25 protein-coding genes are annotated in these 23768 nt (G+C 44.7%); 5 read left to right on the forward strand and 20 right to left on the reverse strand.

The annotated features are described in order from the left end of the window. Positions 1 to 38: 38 nt before the first annotated feature. Complete coding sequence (locus VJ374_RS10905) at positions 39 to 392, reverse strand: YlaH-like family protein (RefSeq protein WP_023468841.1); 354 nt, start codon at positions 390 to 392, stop codon at positions 39 to 41. A 26-nt stretch (positions 393 to 418) separates the two neighbouring features. Then, positions 419 to 2266: a translational GTPase TypA gene (gene typA, locus VJ374_RS10910; protein WP_035406711.1), complete on the reverse strand. Its 1848-nt coding sequence runs from the start codon at positions 2264 to 2266 to the stop codon at positions 419 to 421. Between the two features lie 184 nt (positions 2267 to 2450). Between typA and VJ374_RS10915 the strand changes: the two genes are divergently transcribed. Continuing rightward, positions 2451 to 2621 carry a DUF5325 family protein gene (locus VJ374_RS10915; protein ID WP_162236131.1) on the forward strand — a complete coding sequence of 57 codons (171 nt, stop codon included), beginning with the start codon at positions 2451 to 2453 and terminating at the stop codon, positions 2619 to 2621. A gap of 40 nt (positions 2622 to 2661) precedes the next feature. Here the strand turns inward: VJ374_RS10915 and VJ374_RS10920 are convergent, their stop codons facing one another. The 3 genes from VJ374_RS10920 to VJ374_RS10930 all read right to left on the reverse strand — a co-directional run bounded on the left by VJ374_RS10920 (position 2662) and on the right by VJ374_RS10930 (position 4317). Next, on the reverse strand, positions 2662 to 3447 hold the full coding sequence (locus VJ374_RS10920; protein ID WP_035406708.1) for an inositol monophosphatase family protein: 786 nt from the start codon (positions 3445 to 3447) through the stop codon (positions 2662 to 2664). Positions 3448 to 3572: 125 nt separating this feature from the next. After that, entirely contained in the window at positions 3573 to 3761 is a 189-nt protein-coding gene (locus VJ374_RS10925) for a hypothetical protein (protein ID WP_023468845.1), read from the reverse strand. 283 nt (positions 3762 to 4044) lie between these two features. Further along, positions 4045 to 4317 carry a UPF0223 family protein gene (locus VJ374_RS10930; RefSeq protein ID WP_035406705.1) on the reverse strand — a complete coding sequence of 91 codons (273 nt, stop codon included), beginning with the start codon at positions 4315 to 4317 and terminating at the stop codon, positions 4045 to 4047. A 133-nt stretch (positions 4318 to 4450) separates the two neighbouring features. On the opposite strand from VJ374_RS10930, the gene VJ374_RS10935 reads away from it, so the two are divergent. Next, the gene (locus VJ374_RS10935; protein WP_329468799.1) at positions 4451 to 5938 is read left to right on the forward strand and encodes an aminotransferase class I/II-fold pyridoxal phosphate-dependent enzyme; all 1488 of its coding nucleotides are present in this window, start codon (positions 4451 to 4453) and stop codon (positions 5936 to 5938) included. 60 nt (positions 5939 to 5998) lie between these two features. On the opposite strand, the gene VJ374_RS10940 is transcribed toward VJ374_RS10935, so the two are convergent. The 5 genes from VJ374_RS10940 to pdhA all read right to left on the reverse strand — a co-directional run bounded on the left by VJ374_RS10940 (position 5999) and on the right by pdhA (position 11278). Continuing rightward, positions 5999 to 6304 carry an SAV0927 family protein gene (locus VJ374_RS10940; RefSeq protein WP_035406699.1) on the reverse strand — a complete coding sequence of 102 codons (306 nt, stop codon included), beginning with the start codon at positions 6302 to 6304 and terminating at the stop codon, positions 5999 to 6001. Between the two features lie 106 nt (positions 6305 to 6410). Next, entirely contained in the window at positions 6411 to 7823 is a 1413-nt protein-coding gene (gene lpdA / locus VJ374_RS10945; RefSeq protein ID WP_056062389.1) for a dihydrolipoyl dehydrogenase, read from the reverse strand. 3 nt (positions 7824 to 7826) lie between these two features. Beyond that, entirely contained in the window at positions 7827 to 9113 is a 1287-nt protein-coding gene (locus VJ374_RS10950; RefSeq protein ID WP_035406694.1) for a dihydrolipoamide acetyltransferase family protein, read from the reverse strand. A gap of 101 nt (positions 9114 to 9214) precedes the next feature. Then, entirely contained in the window at positions 9215 to 10192 is a 978-nt protein-coding gene (locus VJ374_RS10955) for an alpha-ketoacid dehydrogenase subunit beta (protein WP_035406692.1), read from the reverse strand. A 3-nt stretch (positions 10193 to 10195) separates the two neighbouring features. Then, on the reverse strand, positions 10196 to 11278 hold the full coding sequence (pdhA, locus tag VJ374_RS10960; protein WP_035406689.1) for a pyruvate dehydrogenase (acetyl-transferring) E1 component subunit alpha: 1083 nt from the start codon (positions 11276 to 11278) through the stop codon (positions 10196 to 10198). 377 nt (positions 11279 to 11655) lie between these two features. Here pdhA and def point away from each other — a divergent pair, with 377 nt between their 5' ends. Further along, complete coding sequence (def, locus tag VJ374_RS10965) at positions 11656 to 12195, forward strand: peptide deformylase (RefSeq protein ID WP_023468853.1); 540 nt, start codon at positions 11656 to 11658, stop codon at positions 12193 to 12195. A 46-nt stretch (positions 12196 to 12241) separates the two neighbouring features. Here def and rnjA read toward each other — a convergent pair whose 3' ends face one another. Both rnjA and VJ374_RS10975 read right to left on the reverse strand, forming a co-directional pair. Next, entirely contained in the window at positions 12242 to 13909 is a 1668-nt protein-coding gene (gene rnjA / locus VJ374_RS10970) for a ribonuclease J1 (protein WP_035406688.1), read from the reverse strand. After that, a complete protein-coding gene (locus tag VJ374_RS10975; RefSeq protein ID WP_029342182.1) occupies positions 13906 to 14121 on the reverse strand; it encodes a DNA-dependent RNA polymerase subunit epsilon in 216 nt (71 codons plus the stop codon). The genes rnjA and VJ374_RS10975 overlap by 4 nt, the downstream gene beginning before the upstream one ends. Before the next feature lie 173 nt (positions 14122 to 14294). On the opposite strand from VJ374_RS10975, the gene VJ374_RS10980 reads away from it, so the two are divergent. Continuing rightward, positions 14295 to 15071: a Cof-type HAD-IIB family hydrolase gene (locus tag VJ374_RS10980; protein ID WP_035406686.1), complete on the forward strand. Its 777-nt coding sequence runs from the start codon at positions 14295 to 14297 to the stop codon at positions 15069 to 15071. 37 nt (positions 15072 to 15108) lie between these two features. Here the strand turns inward: VJ374_RS10980 and VJ374_RS10985 are convergent, their stop codons facing one another. The 5 genes from VJ374_RS10985 to VJ374_RS11005 form a co-directional block, all read right to left on the reverse strand. Further along, positions 15109 to 15777: a potassium channel family protein gene (locus VJ374_RS10985; RefSeq protein WP_035406684.1), complete on the reverse strand. Its 669-nt coding sequence runs from the start codon at positions 15775 to 15777 to the stop codon at positions 15109 to 15111. Positions 15778 to 15881: 104 nt separating this feature from the next. Continuing rightward, positions 15882 to 16904, reverse strand: a complete 1023-nt coding sequence (locus VJ374_RS10990; protein ID WP_035406681.1) for a cytochrome d ubiquinol oxidase subunit II — start codon at positions 16902 to 16904, stop codon at positions 15882 to 15884. A gap of 12 nt (positions 16905 to 16916) precedes the next feature. Continuing rightward, positions 16917 to 18314: a cytochrome ubiquinol oxidase subunit I gene (locus tag VJ374_RS10995; protein ID WP_035406678.1), complete on the reverse strand. Its 1398-nt coding sequence runs from the start codon at positions 18312 to 18314 to the stop codon at positions 16917 to 16919. Between the two features lie 234 nt (positions 18315 to 18548). Continuing rightward, positions 18549 to 19661 (reverse strand): N-acetyldiaminopimelate deacetylase, encoded by a 1113-nt coding sequence (locus tag VJ374_RS11000; RefSeq protein WP_056062392.1) that lies wholly within the window; start codon positions 19659 to 19661, stop codon positions 18549 to 18551. Then, a complete protein-coding gene (locus tag VJ374_RS11005) occupies positions 19645 to 20535 on the reverse strand; it encodes a transcriptional regulator CcpC (protein WP_023468861.1) in 891 nt (296 codons plus the stop codon). Before VJ374_RS11005 ends, VJ374_RS11000 begins: the two co-directional genes overlap by 17 nt. Before the next feature lie 65 nt (positions 20536 to 20600). Between VJ374_RS11005 and VJ374_RS11010 the strand changes: the two genes are divergently transcribed. Further along, a complete protein-coding gene (locus VJ374_RS11010; RefSeq protein ID WP_035406674.1) occupies positions 20601 to 20996 on the forward strand; it encodes a disulfide bond formation protein B in 396 nt (131 codons plus the stop codon). A gap of 69 nt (positions 20997 to 21065) precedes the next feature. Here VJ374_RS11010 and VJ374_RS11015 read toward each other — a convergent pair whose 3' ends face one another. From VJ374_RS11015 to VJ374_RS11025, 3 genes are all read right to left on the reverse strand, one after another. Further along, positions 21066 to 22337: an FAD-dependent oxidoreductase gene (locus VJ374_RS11015; RefSeq protein WP_056062395.1), complete on the reverse strand. Its 1272-nt coding sequence runs from the start codon at positions 22335 to 22337 to the stop codon at positions 21066 to 21068. A 115-nt stretch (positions 22338 to 22452) separates the two neighbouring features. Continuing rightward, complete coding sequence (gene nadE, locus VJ374_RS11020) at positions 22453 to 23271, reverse strand: ammonia-dependent NAD(+) synthetase (protein WP_035406669.1); 819 nt, start codon at positions 23269 to 23271, stop codon at positions 22453 to 22455. Between the two features lie 33 nt (positions 23272 to 23304). Beyond that, positions 23305 to 23751, reverse strand: coding sequence for a BsuPI-related putative proteinase inhibitor (locus VJ374_RS11025; RefSeq protein ID WP_035406667.1), 447 nt, complete (start codon positions 23749 to 23751; stop codon positions 23305 to 23307). Positions 23752 to 23768: the final 17 nt, after the last annotated feature.

Raw genomic sequence — 23768 nt, forward strand, 5'->3', positions numbered from 1 at the left:
CGAAGAGATTCGTTCTTTTGATTCATGACATGCTTCCGTCAAGAAGCTGTCCGTTCACGTTCACGCTTGACCATCCACATCCGGAAGCGATAAATACCAAGTACGAAGACCATCGCTAAGAGTACTTCAGGAATCGGCCATGTCCAGAAGACAAGCGTCAATGCTGCCGAGAAGACGGCGAGCAAGAGATAGACGATCAGTGATTTCCACCATGCTAGTTCCTTAGCAAATCCTAACTTAAAGACGACAAGCGTCAAGATGACGACGGTGATCATTAAAGGATAAAATCCCGCTTCGATGTTATTCGGATCACTTCCGATACCGAGAAGTTTCGCGATGAACGGAATATCGTATTTCGAGAAATCAGAAGCAACGGCAGCTTGTGCATTCATTGCCAGTCCCCCTATTCGTTCAAGACTTAATCTTTACCTAGACGACGACGTTTTTCTTGCTTTTCACGTTCGTTCTTGTTCAAGACTTGTTTACGGAGACGAACCGATTGTGGTGTGATTTCACAGTACTCATCTTCGTTCAAGAATGTCAACGACTCTTCAAGTGAGAAGACACGTGGACGTTTAAGAACGTTCGTTGAGTCTTTTGCAGATGCACGCATGTTCGTTAATTGTTTTGCTTTAACGACGTTGACAGCGAGATCGACATCACGGTTACATTCGCCGATGATCATACCTTCGTATACTTCAATACCTGGCTCGATGAAGATCGTTCCGCGGTCTTCAAGAGCTGAGATCGCGTAAGCAGTTGCTTTACCTGTTTCGATTGAGACCATAACACCACTACGACGTCCACCGATGTCCGCTTGGATGAACGGACGGTATTCTTCGAATGTGTGGTTCATGATTCCGTATCCACGTGTAGCAGAAAGGAATTCGTTACGGTAACCGATCAAACCACGTGAAGGAACGATGAATTCCATCTTCGTTTGACCGTTGTCCATTGTTTGCATGTTCGTCAATTCACCTTTACGGAGACCGATCGATTCCATGACAGAACCTGTGTACTCTTCTGGTGTATCGATGACGACGCGTTCGAATGGCTCGACTTTGACGCCTTCTTCTTCTTTGATGATTACTTGCGGTTTCGATACTTGGATTTCGTATCCTTCACGGCGCATGTTTTCGATCAAGATCCCGAGGTGAAGTTCCCCACGACCAGAAACGATCCAGCGGTCCGGTGAGTCTGTGTTTTCGATACGGAGTGAAACGTCTGTTTCGAGTTCTTTTTCAAGACGCTCTTCGATTTTACGTGAAGTAACGAGATCCCCTTCACGACCAGCGAATGGCGAGTTGTTGACGATGAATGTCATTTGAAGCGTTGGCTCATCGATACGTAATAATGGGAGTGGATCAACGTGTGAAGTTGGGCAAACTGTTTCACCGACGTTGATGTCTTCCATACCAGCGATCGCAATCAAGTCTCCTGCTTTTGCAGTTTCGATTTCGACACGTTTTAGACCGAAGTAACCGAACAACTTCGTGACACGGAAGTTCTTCGTTGAACCGTCAAGTTTTGAAAGTGAAACGCTATCGCCAACTTTGATTTCGCCACGGAAGACACGACCAACACCGATCCGTCCGAGGTAGTTATCATAGTCAAGCATCGTAACTTGGAACTGAAGTGGCTCCATTGTGTTATCGACAGGTGCTGGTGTATGCTCAAGAATTAAATCAAGAACGTTCGTGATTGTATCTTCTTGTTTATCTAATTCAGGTTCGAATGAACTTGAGCCGTTGACTGCCGATGCATAAACGACTGGGAATTCGAGTTGATCTTCGTCAGCTCCGAGGTCGATCAAGAGATCCACGACTTCGTCGACGACTTCAAGAGGACGGACCATCGGTTTGTCGATTTTGTTGACGACGACAATTGGTTGAAGTCCTTGCTCGAGTGCTTTTTTCAAAACGAAACGTGTTTGTGGCATACAGCCTTCACGTGCATCGACAACGAGGATGACGCCATCCACCATACGCATGATTCGCTCAACTTCTCCACCGAAATCGGCGTGTCCTGGCGTATCAACGATGTTGATGCGTGTGTTTTTGTAGTCGATTGCAGTGTTTTTCGCAAGAATCGTGATTCCACGTTCCCGCTCGATGTCATTTGAGTCCATTGCGCGTTCTTCGACTTGTTCGTTCGTACGGAACGTACCAGACTGTTTTAAAAGCTCATCGACTAATGTTGTTTTACCATGGTCAACGTGAGCGATGATCGCAACGTTGCGTAAATCATTTCGTACTAATGTTGTCATAGGTGTGTACCTCTTTCTATTCATTTAAATAAATCTTATCATACTTTCGGTCAACTTTAAGAGTATAGCACAGGTAGAGTCCTAATTGGCAATGACTAAGATTCGACATCATCTCGAAAGCCTTTTCATTATTCTTCATTCACGCTACACTGTTAACGTACTCACGGGTAGAGGGGGAAAAAACATGCGTCTACTATTTTTGTTACTTGCCATGCTTGCAGTAGGATCCATGGCAGGCATCGGCATTTTCATCGCGGAACAAAACGTACCGATGACGATCGCCTCTGTCGTCTTGATGATAGTTGCGATGGGTGCCGGATTCGTTTTAAAGGCACGTTTGCGCAAACAAACATGACTGAGAAGGTTCCTTTCGTTTAAAACGAAAGGACCTTTTTTCAATCCTCTTGTGTTTGTACGAACGTCAATACATCTTCAACGAATGTCTGGCTCCCTGCTAATACACTCGTTTGCTCGAGAAACGACATCGGCTCTCCGGTAATCGTCCCGACACGTCCACCAAGCTCTTCAATCAATAATTGACCGGCTGCATAATCCCAAGGCATGTTACGCATCGTGATATATCCATCAACGCGTCCGGCAGCCGTCCATGCGAGTTCAAGGGAAGCTGCACCAATCGCTCGTACACCTACTGCGTGTCGCACGAGCGGCGCAAGACGATCCGTGTTAATTCGACGGTTCGGCGTCACCCAGGTAGCATTCATACAGATGATCGCTTCCTTAACGCTCCGTTCTGTCAGTTGAGGTAACCGAATACCGTTTTGATAAGCCCCTTGTCCTTTGATGACATGAAATAGCTCGTCAGCCATGACATCATAAACAAATCCGTACCGTAATTCCCCTTCCATCATGATCGCAATTGAGATGGCGAACATTCGCTTTTGACGGATGAAGTTCATCGTTCCGTCGATCGGATCAACGAACCAAATCGTACCTTCGAGTGTATCGGGTCGAGCGATGCGCCCCTCTTCACCATAAATATGATGATCCGGATAGCGATCTAGAATACCTTTAATCAATAAATCCTCGACGGCTTGATCAATCTCCGTCACTAAATCACTTTTTCCGGTTTTCTGTTCAATGTGATACGACACATCAATCTTTTCGCGAATGTATTTCCCTGCTCGCTTGATCAAGTCTATCGCATCCAACTCGATTTGCATCTTCCTTCACTCCTTCATCATCGTTTCCAGCTTCTTCTATAGTAACAAAAAAAAGAAAACCAGCGAACGATTCGCTGGTTGAAGTAGTGATATTTTATTATAAGGTAGAGAAAAGGACGTTGAAATCAAGCTTCAAGACGTACCATCTCTTGACGATATTTTTCGAGGCGCTCTTTACTTGCACCAACAGCTTCTGCGTCACTTGCCACCATCGCATCATGTAATGTAGCAAGCTCATAGTCGATTTCGAGACGCAATACAGGAATGCGTTTTTCTGCATCTTTTCTCTTGTATGCTTCTATCACTTGTTTCACAGTAACCACACTCCTTCACGGGATAAACAGAAGTTTAATTTGTCAGACAATTGCGACTTATCAGTGGATTGAATCAATAATAGTACGATTCAACTTAGATGTAAAGCATCTAATTTTAAAAAATACAGTTTCACATATTTGTAAGGATAACGTCTTGTATGTAGTATATAGCCGCTTCCCTTCCACTTTAAACAAATGATGATCATTTTCCGCACATTTCCAGTCCGTATAAAAGATAAGACTCCTATACGATCGCATAGGAGTCTTATCTTTTATGATGTCATTATTTTTTCATGCGCACGATTGGATCTTCTTGGCGTTTTGCCTGTTGCATCGTCCGATAACTTGAGCAACCTGTCTCTTCCATATAAAACTGATCCCACTGTTTTTCCTCGGATTTCGAGGTGACGATTTGCTTAAATTCCCGATATGCCTCGAGCAAACGTTGTCGTTCTACACCTGATTCATACGCTTGTTCGACTAAATTGAAAAAGTCGATGACTTTCACGATTTCTTCCGTCGACCAATCGGAATTGAGCGGATAATTCAATGCCATCATTCCCACTTCCTTTCTGCACTTTTCTATTTTACACGGAAAAGAAGCATAAAACAGTTGCAACCGTCCGAAAACTTGTTATAGTTAGCTTGTTTGATTGTATTTTTATTCGGTTTTAAGGGGGGGAAATCTGGTGCAAACAAAAAGCTTAACACAGCTCGATACACCTTTATTCGATGCGCTACTCGCGCATGCGAAACGTCAACCAATTCAATTTCATATTCCCGGTCATAAAAATGGTCAAGGAATGGATCCAGCCTTTCGATCGTTCATCGGTCAGAATGCGCTCGATATCGATTTAATCAATATCTCTCCCCTTGATGATCTTCATCATCCAAAGGCAATCATTAAGGAAGCTCATCAATTGGCAGCTCAAGCCTTCCATGCCGACGAAACGTTCTTTTCCGTACAAGGAACGTCAACCGCAATCATGGCAATGATCATGAGCGTCGTCGGACCTGATGATAAAATTCTCGTTCCTCGGAATGTTCATAAATCGGTGATGTCAGCTATCGTTCTTTCTGGTGCGCACCCGATTTTCATTCATCCTGAATTCGATGAGACATTTGGTATCGCACACGGTATCACACCAAGCGCGGTAGAACGTGCCCTTGCACTTCATCCTGATACAAAGGCAGTGCTCGTCATCAACCCGACGTATTTCGGCGTTGCTGGCGACTTGGAGAGCATCGTCAAACTTTCCCATAGTAAGGGTATTCCGGTACTCGTCGACGAAGCACACGGCGTCCATATCGCCTTCCACGAAGATATGCCGTTATCTGCGATGCAAGCAGGAGCTGATCTCGCAGCAACGAGTGTCCATAAACTCGGTGGATCACTCACTGGAAGCTCTGTTTTAAACGTTCGCCGGGGTCTTGTCTCTCCGGATAAGGTCCAAGCGGTACTCTCGATGTTGACGACGACTTCAACATCCTATCTACTGCTTGCTTCTCTTGACTGCGCACGGCGCCATCTTGCAATCAACGGTGAAGCGATGAATCGTCGGGCACTCGAACTCGCGACACGGATGCGTTTCGGATTAGCGAAGCTTCCTTATCTCGCCGTTTTCGGCGAATCCGATCTTCATTCAAGTGCGACGTTCGCTTTTGATCCAACGAAAGTGCTCGTTTCCGTTAAGGGACTTGGTATCTCTGGTCACCTTGTCGAAGAGTTTTTGCGTGAAGAACATCGGATCGAAGTTGAACTTTCTGATTTAAATAATATCCTTGTCATCATCACTTCTGGTGACTCGGAAGAGACAATCGATGCATTCCTACATGCGATGTCTTTACTTGTTGCACGCTATCAGAATAATGGCGCTGAAACGACTGATCACTCAATCGTCCTTCCAGACATTCCAGCGCTCGCTCTCAGCCCACGTGATGCTTTCTATGAAGAAACAGAGACAATTCCGTTAGTCGATGCGGTCGGACGGATTTCAGCTGAATTCATGATGGTGTATCCTCCTGGTATTCCCATCTTTATTCCTGGCGAAATGATCACGGCAGACAATCTTGCCTATATTAAAGAAAACATTGAAGCTGGTCTTCCGGTTCAAGGTCTTGAGGATCATTCGCTCGAGACGATCAAAGTCATTCAGCAATCGAATGCAATTCGGTGAAGACAAAACAAAGCAGTAATCCTTACTAGATGAGGATTACTGCTTTTTAATTGGATCGTTTCATTCTGCATATTCATCGTTTGGCGAACAAGGAATGAATGCCGCTAATGCTTCACCAATTAATGCAACATCCTCTTGCTCAATTGCAAAAGTACGAGCTAAAACTTCTCCATTTAACACATCCTGTTGATCAAATAACGCTGACTGACCACCGGTTAAACTAACGACGAGTACTTTCCCAAAAAATTGTCCTGTACAGATGACAGCGAAATCATAGCGAGCGAATGCGGTCGTCCAGCCTACAAAGCGAACCTTATCCATCTCTGATACGTAATACAGCTCCTCTAAGGCAGTCACGGATTCCATATGCGTCCACCCTCTCCATTTTTTATTCTTTTCCTTTTTTGAATCAAGACAAAACAAAAAAACACCTCATACACGGTCGGCTCCCCGTGCATGAGGTGTTTCGGAATTATTTAATGATATGGATCGGGCTACCGATTGCAACTTCAGCAGTTTCCATTGCGATTTCACCAAGTGATGGGTGCGCGTGGATTGTGAGTGCGATATCTTCAGCTGTCATACCAGACTCGATTGCTAGTCCCATTTCAGCGATCATATCAGAAGCGCCTGTACCAGCGATTTGCGCGCCGATCAAGAGACCATCTGATTTACGAGTAATCATTTTCAAGAAGCCGTCTGGCTCGTTGAGTGCAAGTGCACGACCATTCGCAGCGTAAGGGAATTTAGACGCGACATAGTCGAGTCCTTCTTCTTTCGCTTGTGCTTCCGTGTAACCGACTGTAGCGAGTTCTGGGTCTGTGAAGACGACCGCTGGAATCGCGCTGTAGTCGAGGTATGCAGGGTGTCCTGCAGCTGCTTCAGCAGCGATTTTAGCTTCGAATGAAGCTTTGTGCGCAAGTGGTGGTCCTGGAACGATATCACCGATTGCGTAAATGTTTTCGTTTGAAGTACGGCACTGATCGTCGATTTCAACAAGACCACGGTCGCTGACTTTGACTTCTGCCATTTCAAGACCAAGATCACTTGTGTTCGGACGACGACCAACAGTGACGAGGACGTAGTCCGCTTCAACTGTTTGTGCTTCACCGTTGACTTCGAATGTTACTTTAACACCATCTTCTGACTCTTCCACACTTTGTGCAAGTGCTTCGTTGTGGATCGTGATGTTACCTTTTTGTTTGAGCTTTTTCTTGACGACTTGTGTCATAGCAGGCTCGAAACCAGAAAGGATGTCTTTTGTTCCTTCAAGAATGACGACTTCTGTATCGAAGTTCGCATACGCTGTACCAAGCTCCATCCCGATGTATCCGCCACCGATGACGATGAGTTTTTTCGGGATTTCAGGAAGGTTCAATGCGCCTGTTGAAGAAAGAACGCGTTTTGACCATTTGAAAGCTGGAAGTTCGATTGGAGTCGAACCAGTCGCGATGATACATTTCTTGAATTTGTAAGGAGTCGAAGAATCTTCGTTGATGATACGAACTGTATCTTCTGATTGGAAGTAAGCTTCCCCAACGACAGTCTCGACTTTGTTGCCTTTAAGAAGACCACTAACGCCGCCAGTCAATTTGTTGACGACAGATTGTTTCCAAGATTGAACTTTCGAGAAATCGACAGTTGCATTCTCAGAAGTGATCCCCATATCGCTTGAACCTTTAGCGTGCTGGAAGTTATGTCCTGCAGTGATCAAGGCTTTTGATGGGATACATCCTACGTTTAAGCAGACACCGCCGACGTTTTCACGTTCAACGATTGTTACTTTCATACCAAGTTGCGCGCCGCGGATTGCAGCAACGTAACCACCAGGGCCAGCCCCGATTACGAGTAAATCTGTTTCTTGTGCGAATTCACCTACTACCATTGCTTATCCCTCCATGATGAGAAGTTGTGGGTCGTTTAATAGGCGTTTAACTAAGTTAAGCGCGTTTTGTGCAGTTGCACCATCGATGAGACGGTGGTCGAAGCTGAATGAAAGTGCAAGAACTGGTGCAGCAACGATTTCGCCGTTTTTGACGACCGCTTTTTCAGCGATACGACCGATACCGAGGATTGCAACTTCTGGGTGGTTGATGACTGGTGTGAACCATTGACCACCAGCAGAACCGATGTTAGTGATCGTGATTGATCCGCCTTTCATCTCGTCGCCAGAAAGTTTTCCGTCACGTGCTTTACCAGCAAGGTCATTGATGTTGTCAGCAAGTGCGAAGATCGATTTACGATCTGCATCTTTGACGACTGGTACGACAAGACCGTTGTCTGTATCAGCAGCAATACCGATGTTGAAGTAGTTTTTGTAGACGATTTCTTCGTTTACATCGTCGATTGATGCGTTGATTGCCGGGTATTTTTTAGCAGCAGCAGTCAATGCTTTTACGACGAACGGAAGGTAAGTCAATTTCGTACCTTGAGCAGCCGCAACTTCTTTGAAGTTTTTACGGAGTGCAACGAGGTTCGTAACATCCACTTCGTCCATGAGTGTTACGTGTGGAGCTGTATGTTTCGAGTTAACCATTGCTTTCGAAATCGCTTTACGGATTCCTTTGATTTTCTCGCGTGTTTCAAGTTCAGGTTGAGCAGCAACGTATGGCTTCACTTCTGTTTTTGGTGCAGAAGCAGCTGGTGCTTTTTCTTCAGTTGCTGGTGCATCAGAAGTTTGTCCACCGTTTGCGAATGCATCGATGTCTTCTTTAACGACACGACCGTTGTCTCCAGAACCTTGGACTTCACGGATGTCGACACCTTTTTCACGTGCATATTTACGGACAGATGGCATCGCGATGACGCGTTCTGATTTATGGATTTGAACCTCGTTTGGTTTGTCTTCCACTTTTTGATCCGTATCTTGAACGTCTTTCGCATTTTCTTCAGCTTTTGGTTGCTCTGCTTCTTCAGAAGGAGCAGAACCTTCGCCTTCGACTTCGAAAGTGATGAGGACGTCGCCAACGACAGCTACGACACCTTCGTCAACTTTTACTTCTTTAACAGTACCATCAACTGGCGATGGAATTTCAACGACTGCTTTATCGTTTTGTACTTCAAGAAGAACATCATCTTCTTTGACAGTGTCGCCCGCTTTTACGAACCACTTTACGATTTCACCTTCATGAATACCCTCACCGATATCCGGCAATTTGAATTCAAATAAACCCATTTGAATATGCCTCCTTTTAGTTCACTCTTCTAGTCGATTGTTATCTGTAAAAACGGAAGCAAGGAGAGAATGTACCCCTCTCCTTATTTTCCGAAATGCTCTTAGAAATTGTAGACAGTCTTGACTTTCTCGACGATATCTTTGTGATCCGGGATCCAGACGTCTTCACCTTGTGCGAATGGGAAGATCGTATCTGGAGCAGCAACACGAAGAATCGGTGCTTCGAGGTCAAGGATTGCACGTTCTTGGATTTCAGTTGCAACCATTGCAGCGATACCCGCTTGTTTTTGTGCTTCTTGAACGACGACGACACGGTTTGTTTTCTTGACAGAAGCAAGAATCGTATCGATATCGATCGGGCTGATCGTCATCAAGTCGATGATTTCGACGCTGATGTTTTCTTTTTCGAGCTCTTCTGCTGCTTTAAGTGAAGCGTGCACCATCGCACCGTAAGTGACGATTGTTACATCTGTACCTTCACGTTTTACATCAGCTTTTCCGAGTTCGATCGTGTAATCGCCCTCTGGCACTTCACCGCGGAATGAACGGTAGAGTTTCATGTGCTCGAGGAATACGACTGGGTCGTTATCACGGATTGACGCGATCAAGAGACCTTTTGCATCGTATGGTGTTGAAGGAATGACAACTTTAAGTCCTGGTGACTGAGCCATGAGTCCTTCGAGGTTATCTGCGTGAAGTTCCGGTGTTTTAACACCGCCACCGAATGGTGAACGGATTGTTACAGGTGCATTGTATGTGCCACCTGAACGGTAACGGAGACGCGCGAGTTGTGCTGCAACTGAATCGAATACTTCGAATACGAATCCGAAGAATTGGATTTCCATGATTGGACGGAATCCTGTCAGACTGAATCCGACAGCAAGACCACCAATACCTGATTCCGCAAGTGGTGTATCGAAGACACGGTCTTCGCCGAGCTCATCTTGAAGACCTTCTGTCGCACGGAATACCCCACCGTTTTTACCGACGTCTTCACCGAACAAGAGAACTTGTTCGTCGCGTTTCATCTCGACGCGCATTGCGTCAGTGATCGCTTGGATCATCGTCATTTGTGCCATGGGTTATTTCGACTCCTTTGCTGTATACTCATCAAGCTGCTCTTGCAGGTTTAGTGGAAGCTTTTCAGCCATCACGTTGATGAAATCTGTAACTTTTTGTTTTGGTTCTTTGTCAGCTTGTGCAAGTGCTTCCTTAACGTCAGCTTTAGCTTGCTCGATGACTTCGTTCTCTTTATCTTCGTTCCAAAGACCTTTTGCTTCCATGAAAGCACGGAAACGGACGAGTGGATCTTGTGCTTGATACTCATCATCCATGTCTTTTGTACGGTAACGTGTTGGATCATCACCAGCGAGTGTGTGTGGTCCATAACGGTAAGTCAATGTTTCAATCAATGTCGGAACACCGTTAAGTGCTTCTACGCGTGCTTGTTTCGTAGCTGCGTATACAGCAAGAACGTCCATACCGTCGACTTGGATACCATTGATACCAGCAGCAACAGCTTTTTGAGCGATTGTTTTCGCCATAGATTGTTTTTCGACAGGTGTCGAGATTGCGAAACGGTTGTTTTGAACGACGAAGATTGCAGGTGCTTTGAAAGCTCCAGCGAAGTTCATACCTTCATAGAAGTCCCCTTGTGAAGAACCACCATCACCTGTGTAAGTGATCGCTACTTGTTCTTTACCGCTTTTCTTAAGACCGAGAGCAACACCAGCCGCTTGAACGATCTGCGCACCGATGATGATTTGTGGCATTAAGACGTTAACACCTTCAGGAATCTGACCACCTGTGATGTGACCGCGTGAGAACAAGAATGCTTTGTAAAGTGGGAAGCCATGGAAGACCATTTGTGGAATATCACGGTATCCAGGAAGAATCCAGTCATCTTTATCCAAAGCGAATTGCGTACCGATCATTGACGCTTCTTGTCCAGCTACTGGAGCGTAGAAACCAAGACGTCCTTGACGGTTAAGTGAGATTGCACGTTGGTCCCAGATACGTGTGTATACGAGACGGCGCATTAATTCCGTAAGCTCTTCATCCGAGAGGTCTGGCATAGCGTCTTTATTGACGACTTCACCTTTCTCGTCAAGAATGCGGAACGTTTCAAAGTTTTCTTCCACGTTTTTAAACATGTTTACGTTCATCTTTTCACCTCATCCTTTCACTGCGTTCAGCGAAATATTCCTCTGACTGATTTGCCCACATGACAATAGTGTCCAAAAAACGAAGTCCCGTGTGACTATCCTTTGAACATGTGTCTGTGTACCTATTCAGTTGAGTAAACTGTATTATCATGAATCGACACGTTATAGTGTCTTGTTCATTACGTTACAAGTATAAATCTGTAACACCTTAAAATCAAAGGAAATGTTTTATTTTTTTCGCGTTTCACATTGTGAATTCAATCACAAAACTAGAATATTCCATCTTCTGTATCATTCGATATTTTCCTACTGTGTTAGTTGTCATCATTCCCCACTTTCCTATGCTATACTTTTTGTAGACGAAAGGAGTGTTGTTCATGATCACCATGAATGAAATCGTACGCGAAGACGTTCCTGCTCTTCACGAACGGTCAGTAGAAGTGACCTTCCCTCTCAGCGATGAGGATAAGGAAACGATGCGACTCATGCGCGAGTTCCTCGCCAACAGTCAAGATGATGAAATTGCGAAGAAATACGATTTACGAAGCGGCATTGGACTTGCAGCACCACAAATCGGTGTCAACAAGCGCATGTTCGCAATCCGCTTACCGGATGGTGATGATTTGCTGGAATTTGGTATCTATAATCCAAAAATCATCAGTCATTCCGTCGAGCAGACGTATTTAACGGGCGGCGAAGGATGTCTGTCCGTCGACCGTGAAGTCGAAGGACATGTACCGCGCTATATGCGTATTACCCTAACTGGCATCGATCATAACGGAAATCCTGTAAAATTACGTTTAAAAGGGATGAAAGCAATCGTCTGTCAACACGAATATGATCATTTGGATGGTGTCATGTTCTATGATCGGATCGATAAAAAAGAACCATTCAAGGAATATGGTCCTGCCACATAATACAAAAATCCTCGTTTCCGTTTCCGGAAACGAGGATTTTTTCGAATCAGACTTCCATGATGATCGGCATGACCATCGGATGACGTTGTGTTTTTTCAGTTAAATACGGTGTGAGCGTATCATTGATGACTTGTTTGATGTCCGTCCATTTCGTGTTACGGTTCGCAAGCGATTGATCAAGCGAACGCTTAAGTAGACGTTCAGCATCTTTAATCAAATTACCTGACTCACGCATGTAGACGAAACCACGCGAGATGATATCCGGTCCTGAGACGAGACGATTCGTTTTAGAGTCAAGCGTCACGACAACGACGACAAGTCCCTCTTCTGAGAGAATACGGCGGTCTCGTAAGACGATGTTACCGATATCACCGATTCCTTTTCCATCGACATAAACGGCATTCGCTTGAATCTTCCCAGTGATAGCGGCTGCATTCGCATCTAATGCCAGTACTTCACCGTTATCCATGACGAAGCAGTTCTCTTCCGGTACACCAGCATCCATCGCAAGCGACATATGCTTCTTCAGCATCCGGTATTCCCCGTGAATCGGCATGAAGTATTTCGGATTCAATAGACGTAACATGAGCAACTGCTCTTGTTGACTACCGTGACCTGATGTATGGATATCATTCAGTTTACCGTACATGACATCTGCGCCAGCTTTATATAGCTGATTGATCGTCTTTCCGACAGAAACGACGTTTCCTGGGATTGGTGACGAAGAGAAGATGACGAGATCATCTGGAATGATTGAAATTTGACGGTGTGTTCCGTTTGCGATACGGCTAAGGGCCGCCATCGGTTCTCCTTGTGAACCGGTACAAAGGATCGTCAACTCGTTTGATTTATAACGCTTCATCTCGTTCGGCTCGATGATCGTACCCTTCGGCGCCTTGATGAAGTCAAGTTCTTGACCAATCATCATGACCTTATCCATGCTACGTCCGAAAACGACGATTTTTCGTCCTGCTTCAACAGAAGCATTGACGACTTGTTGGAGACGATAGATGTTCGATGCGAATGTCGCGAAAATGATTCGTCCTTCCGCCTTACGGAAGATGTCTGAAATCGTTTCCCCAACGACACGTTCGCTCATCGTAAAACCTTCCACTTCAGCGTTCGTAGAATCCGATAAGAGGCACAAGACGCCTTCCTTACCAAGTTCAGCCATTTTCGCTAAATCAGCAGGTTCTCCGACCGGTGTGAAATCGAACTTAAAGTCCCCTGTATGCACGATATTGCCTTGTGGTGTCTTGACGACGACACCGAACGAGTTCGGAATCGAGTGTGTCGTACGGAAGAACGAGATACTCGTCTTCCGAAACTTGATGATCGAATCTTCATCGATTTCATGAAGTTCTGCATTCCGAAGCAAACCGTGTTCTTCTAGTTTGACTTTAATGAGACCCATTGCAATTTTTCCAGCGTAAATCGGTAAGTTTACTTGTTTAAGCAAGAAAGGAAGACCGCCAATATGGTCTTCGTGACCGTGCGTGATGAAGACCCCTTTGACCTTATCTTTGTTCTTGATCAAATAAGTGTAGTCCGGAATGACATAGTCGATTCCGAGTAATTCATCCTCAGGGAACATGACACCCGCGTCGATGACGATGATTTCATCTTGGAATTGAACGACATACGTGTTCTTTCCGATTTCCCCGAGTCCACCGAGTGCGAAGACGGCGGCTTGATGGTTTTTGACGAACTTCATTCGAACGTCGCAACCTTGAAGTCAGGATGTTGTTGTTCGTATGTCAAAAATTCTCCACTAACTTCGCGGATGAACTCAATGTTGATCTCTTTGAGGTGGTCAATCGTTGATCGCACGTCACGAATGCTTTCCCCTTCTACATACATCGTTTCTGTCCGTTCACGAACAGGTGCTTCCGAACGAAGCGGTTGGTAAAATACTTTAAAAATCATGTCTAGCAACTCCTTATCAGTACATTGTTTTTTGTCCTTAGTACAGTATACACGATACATGGACTATTTTTCATCCTTATTCCACATGTTCCCTTCCGGCAACACGCTTTTGGTTATGCTATACTTTCACATGAACAGGTCATTTCGACCAATTAAAAAGAGAAGGTGAAACCATGGCAAATCAGAAAGTCGTCTTTTTCGATATCGACGGAACCTTATTGCATGATGGTCATTTCGTTCCGGAATCAACAAAACAGGCAATTCGTCAACTTCAAGAAAACGGTGTATATGTAGCGCTCGCGACTGGACGCGGTCCCGCAATGTTATCTGGGATTCGTGAGTTGCTCAACATTGATACGATCATCGGTTACAACGGGCAAATTGTCGTTCATCAAAACGAAATCATCTACAAACGTCCACAACCTAAAGTCGATCTGACACATTTGACGCAACAAGCAAAGGAAAACGGACATACGCTTGTCTATCTTGGCGAAACAAAAGGTTTTACAACGAAATCAAATGATTTTCATGTCGTTGATTCGCTCGGAGATCTCGACATGCCGTTACCGCTTCACGATGAAGAAGCCTTCTTGTCTCACGATGTGTTTCAAACGCTTGTCTACTGCACGGCAGAAGAAGAAGCAGATTACATCAAACGTTACGATGCTTTTGATTTCATTCGCTGGCATCCCCATGCGATGGATGTCATCAACGTCGGATCCTCGAAAGCAGAAGGCATCAAACAGTTCTTGAAATTGACAAACATTCGCCGCGAGGATACCTTCGCTTTTGGAGATGCTCTCAATGACCTTGAAATGCTACGCTATGTCGGAACCGGTATTGCAATGGGCAACGGACTTCCGGAAACAAAAGCCGCTGCCGATTATGTCACGAAGCCTATTCTTGAAGACGGTATCGCACATGGACTTAAAGAATTCCAACTCATCTAATAGATAGATGTAAAGCTGAGGCATGCCTCAGCTTTTTTTAGTTCTTTACTTTATGAATCGCGCGTTCTAAGCGATCAAGATCTTCGTTCTCACCAATGACGACGAGATAATCGCCTTTTTCGATGACTTCATCTGCCTGCAAGGAGATCATGACATTTTCACCCCGTTTGATGGCGACAACATTTGCTCCATATTTACTTCGTAAGTCAAGATCAATCAAGGTTTGTTTTGCCATCCGATCACTGACTTTAATCTCAACGATTGAGAATTCTTGTGATAAGTCTAAGTAGTCAAGGATATTCGAACTCATCAATCCGTTCGCAATCCGAACCCCCATATCCCGCTCAGGGTGAACGATGAAATCCGCTCCAATTTTTCGCAATACTTTTTCATGGTAATCATTCGTTGCTTTGACGGTGATCGATTGCACACCGAGCTCTTTTAAAATCAACGTCGTCAAGATAGACGCTTGAATGTTTTCCCCAATAGCGACGATGACATGATCAAAGTTTCGAATCCCCAAACTTTTTAAAACGTTCTCATCGGTCGTATCGGCAATGACAGAATGTGTCGCAATCCCCATGAATTCGTTGACACGTTCCTCATCGGAATCAATTGCCAAGACATCATAGCCGTTTTTCGATAATTCGCGGACAATCGAGCCACCAAAACGCCCTAGTCCGATTACTGCAAACTCTCCATTCATTTTCACAACTCTCCTTCACAATCGCTCTTCATTAGTAGTGTACCCGATTCAATTTAAAAATACTATAAACGCCTCTGCGAATCGCAGAGGCGTTTATCCATTCATTATTTTGATGATTTTCCACGTACATAATCGTTATCGAACAAGAAGAGCCGTAAAATCAAATACAACGCCGGAATTAAGAGTAAAAGTCCGAAGATGAAAACGACGACGAGTGCGGAAGCCATCGTTTCGTTTACGACTGCTTTGTTGATATCGATATATGGATACAAGATATACGGCAAGTGTGTATATCCGTAACCGAACCACGCGACTGCATACTGTAACATGACCGCGACGAACGCGATGCCATAGTTTTTCTTCATATAGACGAGTGTCACGGCAATGAGGAAAAATAAGAAACTAGCAGCGAACCACCACCAGTTGCCGTTTAGGATATTTTCATAATGCCATGCCGCTTGGTTCTTCAGTCCAAAGAAGACGAGCGCACAGACGAGGATTGTTGGTCCACTCCAAAAGAGTGCCCATTTCCGAATAAGCGGCGTAGCTCCCTCATCTTTCGCTTTATCCGCGTAGAATAAGAGGAACATCGCGCTGATGTATAAGACAGATACGATAGCGAGCGCTACGACCGTCCACGAGTAAAAGTTCGAAAATAATTTCGTTCCTAAAAACTCAACTGTATCATTCGTTTTGCGGATGAAACCACCTTGACTGATTGTCAATGTTGTCGACATCGCAGCAGGAATCAGCAACCCTGTCGCTCCATATAAAAATGTGTAGAACATGCTGTCGTTTGATCCATAATTGGCGAACGCATAAAAACTACCACGAATCGCAATCAAGACAAGAACAATTGACGCTGGTACGAGTAGTGCCGTACCGAAATAGTAAGCGGAGTCTGGGAAGAACCCAACTAGTCCTACGAAGAAGAATACGAAGAAGACATTCGTTACCTCCCAAACAGGAGAGAGGTAACGAAGAATCAATCGATTCGTCAGATGATCCCGCTTCGTATATTTTGAATAAAAGGCGTAAAATCCAGCACCGAAGTCAATTGAGGCAACGATGAGATATCCGTACAGGAAAGTCCAAAGGACCGTGATCCCTAGTGTTTGAACGTCCAAATCGTTCCCTCCTTACTTGTTATCATCCACGAACATTGCTTCACCGCGTGCATGGTGGTTTTCAGCAAGTTCTTGAAGTTCTTTTCCAACCGTGTTTTTCTTAAACATCCGTAATAAGACGACCGTACAAATCGTACCAAGCAACAAGTACAATGCACTGAATAAAATGAGCATCGGACCAACCGCTGTTGAAGTCGTCGCCGCGTCCGCTGTTCGCATGATACCGTAAAGCGTCCAAGGTTGACGACCAATCTCAGCGTACATCCATCCCGCTTCGATTGAAATCATCGCTAACGGACCACCGATGAACACCCCTCGTAAAATCCACTTATTATATGGATTCAATTTTTTCAATCGGAATGCCAAGATGAACAAAGCAGAGATAGCAGTCAAGTACATCCCAATCGATACCATGATATCAAAGAAATAGTGGACGATCAGTGGTGCTTGATCTTCTTTTGCGAATTCGTTTAAACCGATGACTTCCGTATTCGGAGCCCCACCTGCAAGAATTGAGAGCGCATATGGGATTTTGACGGCTCCTTTGATTTCATAACTGCCGTCTTCTTGCTGATCAAGTATCCCACCAAAAATCAATTCTGCTTCATTTGTCGTATCAAAATGCCATTCCGCAGCTGCTAGTTTTTCTGGCTGGTATTTCGCTAAATATTTCCCTGAGAAGTCACCGACAAGTGCTGTCGAGAACGCGAAAATCAGACCAGCCATGACAGTGAGACGAAGAGCTTTCTTATGATATGCCGTCTCTGCTGCTGAGAGTGTCTTTTTGCGAAGCAAATGGAACGCCGCGATTGCTGCCAAGATAAAGGCAACAGTCAAGTAAGCTGAAACGATGACGTGTGTCGCCTTCGTCGGTGTCGCTGTATTAAACATTGCTTTTAATGGTTCGATTTGCGTTAACGTACCATTGACGATCTTAAATCCTTCTGGTGAGTTCATGAAGGAGTTGACTGTCGTGATGAAGAACGCTGATGCTGTCGCACCAATGACGACTGGAATCCCAATCAACCAGTGCAACCATGGATTTTTGAACCGGTCCCACGTATACAAGTAAATACCAAGGAAAATCGCTTCAAAGAAGAACGCGAACGTTTCCATAAATAGTGGCAAAGCAATTGTTTGACCCGCTACTTGCATGAGTGACGGCCAAAGTAATGATAGTTGCAAGCCGATTGCCGTCCCTGTTACGACACCGACTGCTACGGTAACGACGTATCCACGCGTCCACCGTCTTGCTAATAAGATATAATCTGGATCTTTGCGTTTCAGACCGATGAATTCAGCTGCCAGTACCATGAGCGGTACTCCGACACCAATCGTCGCGAAAATAATATGAAACGCTAGTGTGAGCCCTGTCAACAATCGACTGAGCACTACGGGATCATTGAACATGTATTTAGCCCCCTCTTCCTAAAACATACTTCTCTATATGGTCTATAACCGTATCATAGAGAACATAACCCTTTGTGTCTGTTTATAATGTTTGATGTAACAAATTGTTCACATATACACGTGATTTTTTTCACAAAATGTTCGAAAACTCTTATTCCTACATATATTAAAAACTTTCCCATTCCTGAATTCGAAAGGGAAAGCTTTATATCCTTTATTATTTCATAAAAATTTTTAAACATACTCTCGGAAATAATGGTCAAGTAAATCAATGACAAAAGGAATGGCTGATTCATCCGGGTTTAATGTTGGTTGATGCAAACCAGATGTCGGATTATCGACGCCGAGCCAGAACATCATCCCTGGGATCTCTTTCAGCATGAAACCAAAATCTTCCCCTGTCATCGCCGCGTCACATTCGATATAGTTGGCATTCATCTTTACGAATGATGAGAATTTATCCACGATTTGCCGGTCGTTGACGACTTCATAATAGCGATTACCGAATTGCAGATCGATTTTAACACCAAACGAAGCTTCGATTCCTCGAATGATGTCACGGACACGACGTTCGAGTTTTTCCATGTCTTCGCCGTTTAGCGCACGCATCGTTCCGTCAAGAACCGCTCTACCGGCAATGACATTCTCACGAATACCTGCATCCACTTTCCCAATCGTGATGACACTACAATTCATCGGATTAATGGATCGACTGACGATCGTTTGCAATTGCATGATCAAGGCTGCTTGCGCAACAACTGTATCAATCGTCAAATGAGGAAAAGCCGCATGACCACTTTGACCATAGATCGTGATATGAACTTCTCGAGCACTCGCGAACAGTACGCCTGGACGACTAGCAATCGTACCGACTGGATATTCCGGTGCAACGTGAAGACCATACATCTCACTCGGACGATATTTTTCAAACAATGGACTTTTAATCATCGGCTCCGCCCCGCCCGGTCCTTCTTCTGCCGGTTGGAATAAAAAGACGACATCATCCATGACTGGTAGTTCAACGATCCGTTTCATCAACCCTAAAGCAATCGAGGCATGCATGTCATGACCACACGCATGCATGAACCCTGGGTGTTCTGAGCAATACGGAAGCCCTGTCGCTTCTTCAATCGGTAACCCATCAATATCTGCGCGATACCCGATCGTTCGGTTTCCAGTCAATCCTTTCACTCGAACGAAAACACCTGTTTCAAATGTGTCATATGTGACACGATCTGGCGGATATGCACGAATTTGTTCCAATATAAAAGCTTGCGTCTTAAATTCCTTGAACCCTGGTTCCGGTATTTTATGAAGCGCGCGCCGCATCTCAATGGCGTATTCCATCTGACTGACTTCCTCCTTCTTCTTTTACGATGTCCCAAAAAGCTTGGACTTGTTTTAATTCAAGCATCGATTCCGTGGACAAGATCCAAGTATCTCGCTTCAGTACTTTTCCGGATGATGTCTTCAACGGAAGCTGCATGACTTCATTCGATTGCTGAATCGTCGACTCAGGTAAGATAGCAAAACCGATGCCATGTAACGCCATCTGTTTGCATGTCTCGATTTGGTCGACGACCAAAGTCCGAGAGGGTGGACTTGCGAACCGATCTTGCCACCACTCTAAAATTTCTTGATAGTACGTCGAATCACTTTTGAACTGGATGAACGGGCGATCCGTCACACGCAATTGTTCAATCGACGTCAACTCACTATCAACTAGATAGAGCGGGTCTGAGAAAAGGCGCTCTTTAACACCTTTCCAGTCCGGGTTTCCACGAATGATCCCGATATGAAAGTGTTCCTCTAACATATGACGCATCATCTCACTTGACCATCCGGTGACCAACTGGACACGCACATGCGGATAACGCTCGACGAATCGTTTTAAGACACGCGGGAGCCAGTATTGTCCCATGATGGAGGCGACAGCAATCCGAAGCGTTCCGTAAACGGCACCCTCTTCTGCCGTCAATTCACTTTTTAGTTCGAGTTCCTTCCGATTCATCTCTTTTGCGAGACCAATCACTTTTTCTCCTTGCGGTGTGATGCTTAAGCCACGCGATGAACGAATGAATAGTTTGGTTCCCCAGCGTCTCTCAATCGCAACAAGACGTTGACTAAGCGCAGGTTGTGAAACGAATAATCGTTCAGCAGCTCGCCTCATATTCAATTCTTCCGATAAAGTGATCAACATTTCCATTTCCGACACTTGCAATGTGAGATTCGACTCCTCATGATATAAGATGGCATTAGTTTAACACGTTAGAAAGGACGATACATATGACACGCTATCATTTTATGTTCATCATCTCAACGATTGCAACGCTTGGCAGTCTCTATTTTAGTGAAATTCGTGGATTCATTCCCTGCCCTCTCTGTTGGTGGCAACGACTATTCATGTATACGACAGCCTTTTATTTGCTCATATCCTTGTTCCGGTCGAAAACGATCGATCCACTCTTTGTACGCCTATATGTGCTTGCCGGCTTTGGTGTCGCCTTGTACCATGTCATCCTTGAGCGTTTACCCGATGGCGAAGCGTTATGTTCGAGTGGCTGTCTCATCAAATGGGTCAACTATTTCGGTTTCTTGACGATTCCGATGATGAGTCTCATTGCCTTTACATTACTCTTGATTCTAGCGTTCTATCCAGCACGTTCGAACAATGAAGCGTAAGATATGAATCTTTGGTCAATACAAAGAAGGAGAAGTCAATTCGGCTTCTCCTTCTTTTGTCGTTTTACATCACGTCCATCGATTGAAAACACTTACGGCGCTTGAGAACGCAAGCTCTGAGAGTTGTCCCGTCCCTTCACACCAGTCTCCGACGAAAGCAACACCTGCATGTCCCGGAATTTGAGTCGCAAGAGGACCTTGCCCCATTTTCCATTTGATTTCTTGTACGACTGCTCGTTTAATCGTTCGTTCTGCAACGATACGTTCTCTCCAGTCTGTGAAATGAACGTCAAGCATCTGTTCGATTCCCGTTCGAACATGTCCGATATAATCAGGATCCTCAAGTCGATCGTGTTCAAGATAAGCGATTGCTTGAAGGACTTGACCATCCTTTGGTGCGAGGCTTGCATCATAATGCGATAAATCCGTGATGAACGCTCGATGCGAACGGTCGTAGATGTATGAATACGGTGTTTGGATATAAGGCTGAAGTCCGAGATCATACACGAAAACTTCGACGGGTTCATGACTCGCATGCGGTGTCACGAATTTTTGGATCGTCGTTGGAGTCGCCATTTTTAAGATTTCACGTGGTGGTACGGCAAAGATGATCCGTTCCACATTCCATTCTTGTTTTTTTCGATCACGTACCAAGAATCCTGTCGTAGTCAATTCGACTGCTGTTATTTTTGTTTTTTTCAAGATCTCTCCGCGATTCTCTAGGATGATCCGTTCCAATTCCTGTACTAACCCTTGCCAGCCCCCTTCGATGTATGAGACAGGCTTTCGCGTCCGAAAAAGCTTTTGATAATACTCGAAATAGACATCTGATGGAATTTTTTCTGGTTCTGCCGTAAAAAAATTCGTTGATGCCAAATCAAGCATCAACTGTGCCACTTGTTCATCGACGCGTTCTGTTTTTAACCATTGCCCGATGGATTGTTGCGGATTCCCTCGTTCGACTCGTAAAATCGTTTTAATAATCTCCCATGTAAAACGTACTTTGTTCGTTCCTTCGATGACTTCTGTTTTCAGTAGTCCCCAGGCATTCGCAGGAACAGCCGTCAAATGACCTGAAAACTCATATTTCGCACGACTCGCTGAAAAATCAAGCCACGTCACTTCGATACCGAGTTGTTTCGTTAATTTGCGAAGAATTGATTGATCGCGTCCATAAATCGCATGGGCACCGTAATTAAATGTAAAGCCCTTTACGGTTTGAGAGGTGGCACGTCCTCCGAGTAATCCAGCATCCCAGAGCGTGACCGGTGTTCCTTGTTTTGCAAATAACGCCGCTGCTGTCAATCCGGATAACCCTCCACCTATGATCCCAATCGTCATACTCTCGCCTCCTCAACCATCGTTTCTCTTCTTTTCCCATAACGACCGGAGAAGAATCGAAGAACATGAAAAAAGACATGATTTCAATCATGAAATCATATCTCCTTATTTTTGATTATGCTTTCCACCATTCATCAAGTGGTGAGACGGGCATATGATGCTTATGTCCAACACGTTTATACTGCGTCTCTAACTTTTCTTGACTTGCTTCTGAAATCGACTTACCTTCCAAATAATCATCAATTTCTTCGTATGTCATTCCGAGTGCCACTTCGTCTGGTAGTGCCGGACGATTTTCTTCAAGGTCTGCTGTCGGAACTTTTTCAATCAAGACTTCTGGGGCGTTCAAGTAACGTAAGAGTTGTTTCCCTTGCCGTTTATTCAGTCCCGTTAATGGCGTTAAATCACATGCACCATCCCCATGTTTCGTGTAGAATCCCGTCACGAATTCGGCTGCATGATCCGTTCCAACGACTAAACAGCCATAATGAGCGGCTAAATCATATTGACTCTTCATTCGTTCTCGCGCTTTCGTATTTCCTTTGCTAAAGTCTGAAAGTTCTGCACCTGTCGCCTCTTCGAATGCCCGCATCGATGCTTCGACCGCTGGTTTGATATTCACACGAAGCGAATGATCCGGTTGAATAAAAGTCAAGGCTGCCTGTGCGTCTGCTTCATCTTGTTGTTCACCATAAGGCAAGCGGACCGCATAAAATGAGACATCTTGTCCCTCTTCTTTTCGCAACTCTTCAACTGCCAGTTGGCATAGACGACCTGCGAGCGTTGAATCTTGTCCCCCGGAGATGCCTAATACGAATCCCTTCGCCCCTGTATGCTTGAGATACGCCTTCAAGAAGGCTACCCGCTCGTTTACTTCTTGGGCTGGATCAATGATAGGTTTAACGCCTGTTACTTGGATGATTTCTTGTTGCATGAATAAATTCACTCCTTCACATCGTTTTGATCGTCATTTTGAATCAATCATTTGGTGATCCGTCGTTTGTTTTGCATTTGCTCCTTTGAACTGGCGGATTGTCGATACGCGAACTTCCTTGCTATCACCTAAAGAGGAGATCGGTAATTCAACCGTGTACTGTTTCGTTTCGCGTTTAGTGAACGTATCCTTCTCAATCGCTTGCGTGAATACTTGCTCTTTCTCAAAATCATACGTTACGTGTTGTTTCGCATCAATCAATTGAGCCTGAAATCGTTGCGAGGAAGGATATGTCACGTTTACACTGTGATCATTTGGATTCGTTAAGGAAATGTCTAATTGCATCATACTGTCTTGCTTTGTCGTTTTGACTGCAATCTGAATCGGTTCGTTCATGGTTTTTGTTGCCTGTTGTTTCTTTTCTTGGCAACCTGCTAAACAAACAGTAAGCAGCAACAGAATGAAAACGAGACGTTTCATTTCATCCCTCCTTTTAT

Source organism: Exiguobacterium sp. 9-2, assembly GCF_036287235.1.
Taxonomy (GTDB): Bacteria; Bacillota; Bacilli; order Exiguobacteriales; family Exiguobacteriaceae; genus Exiguobacterium_A.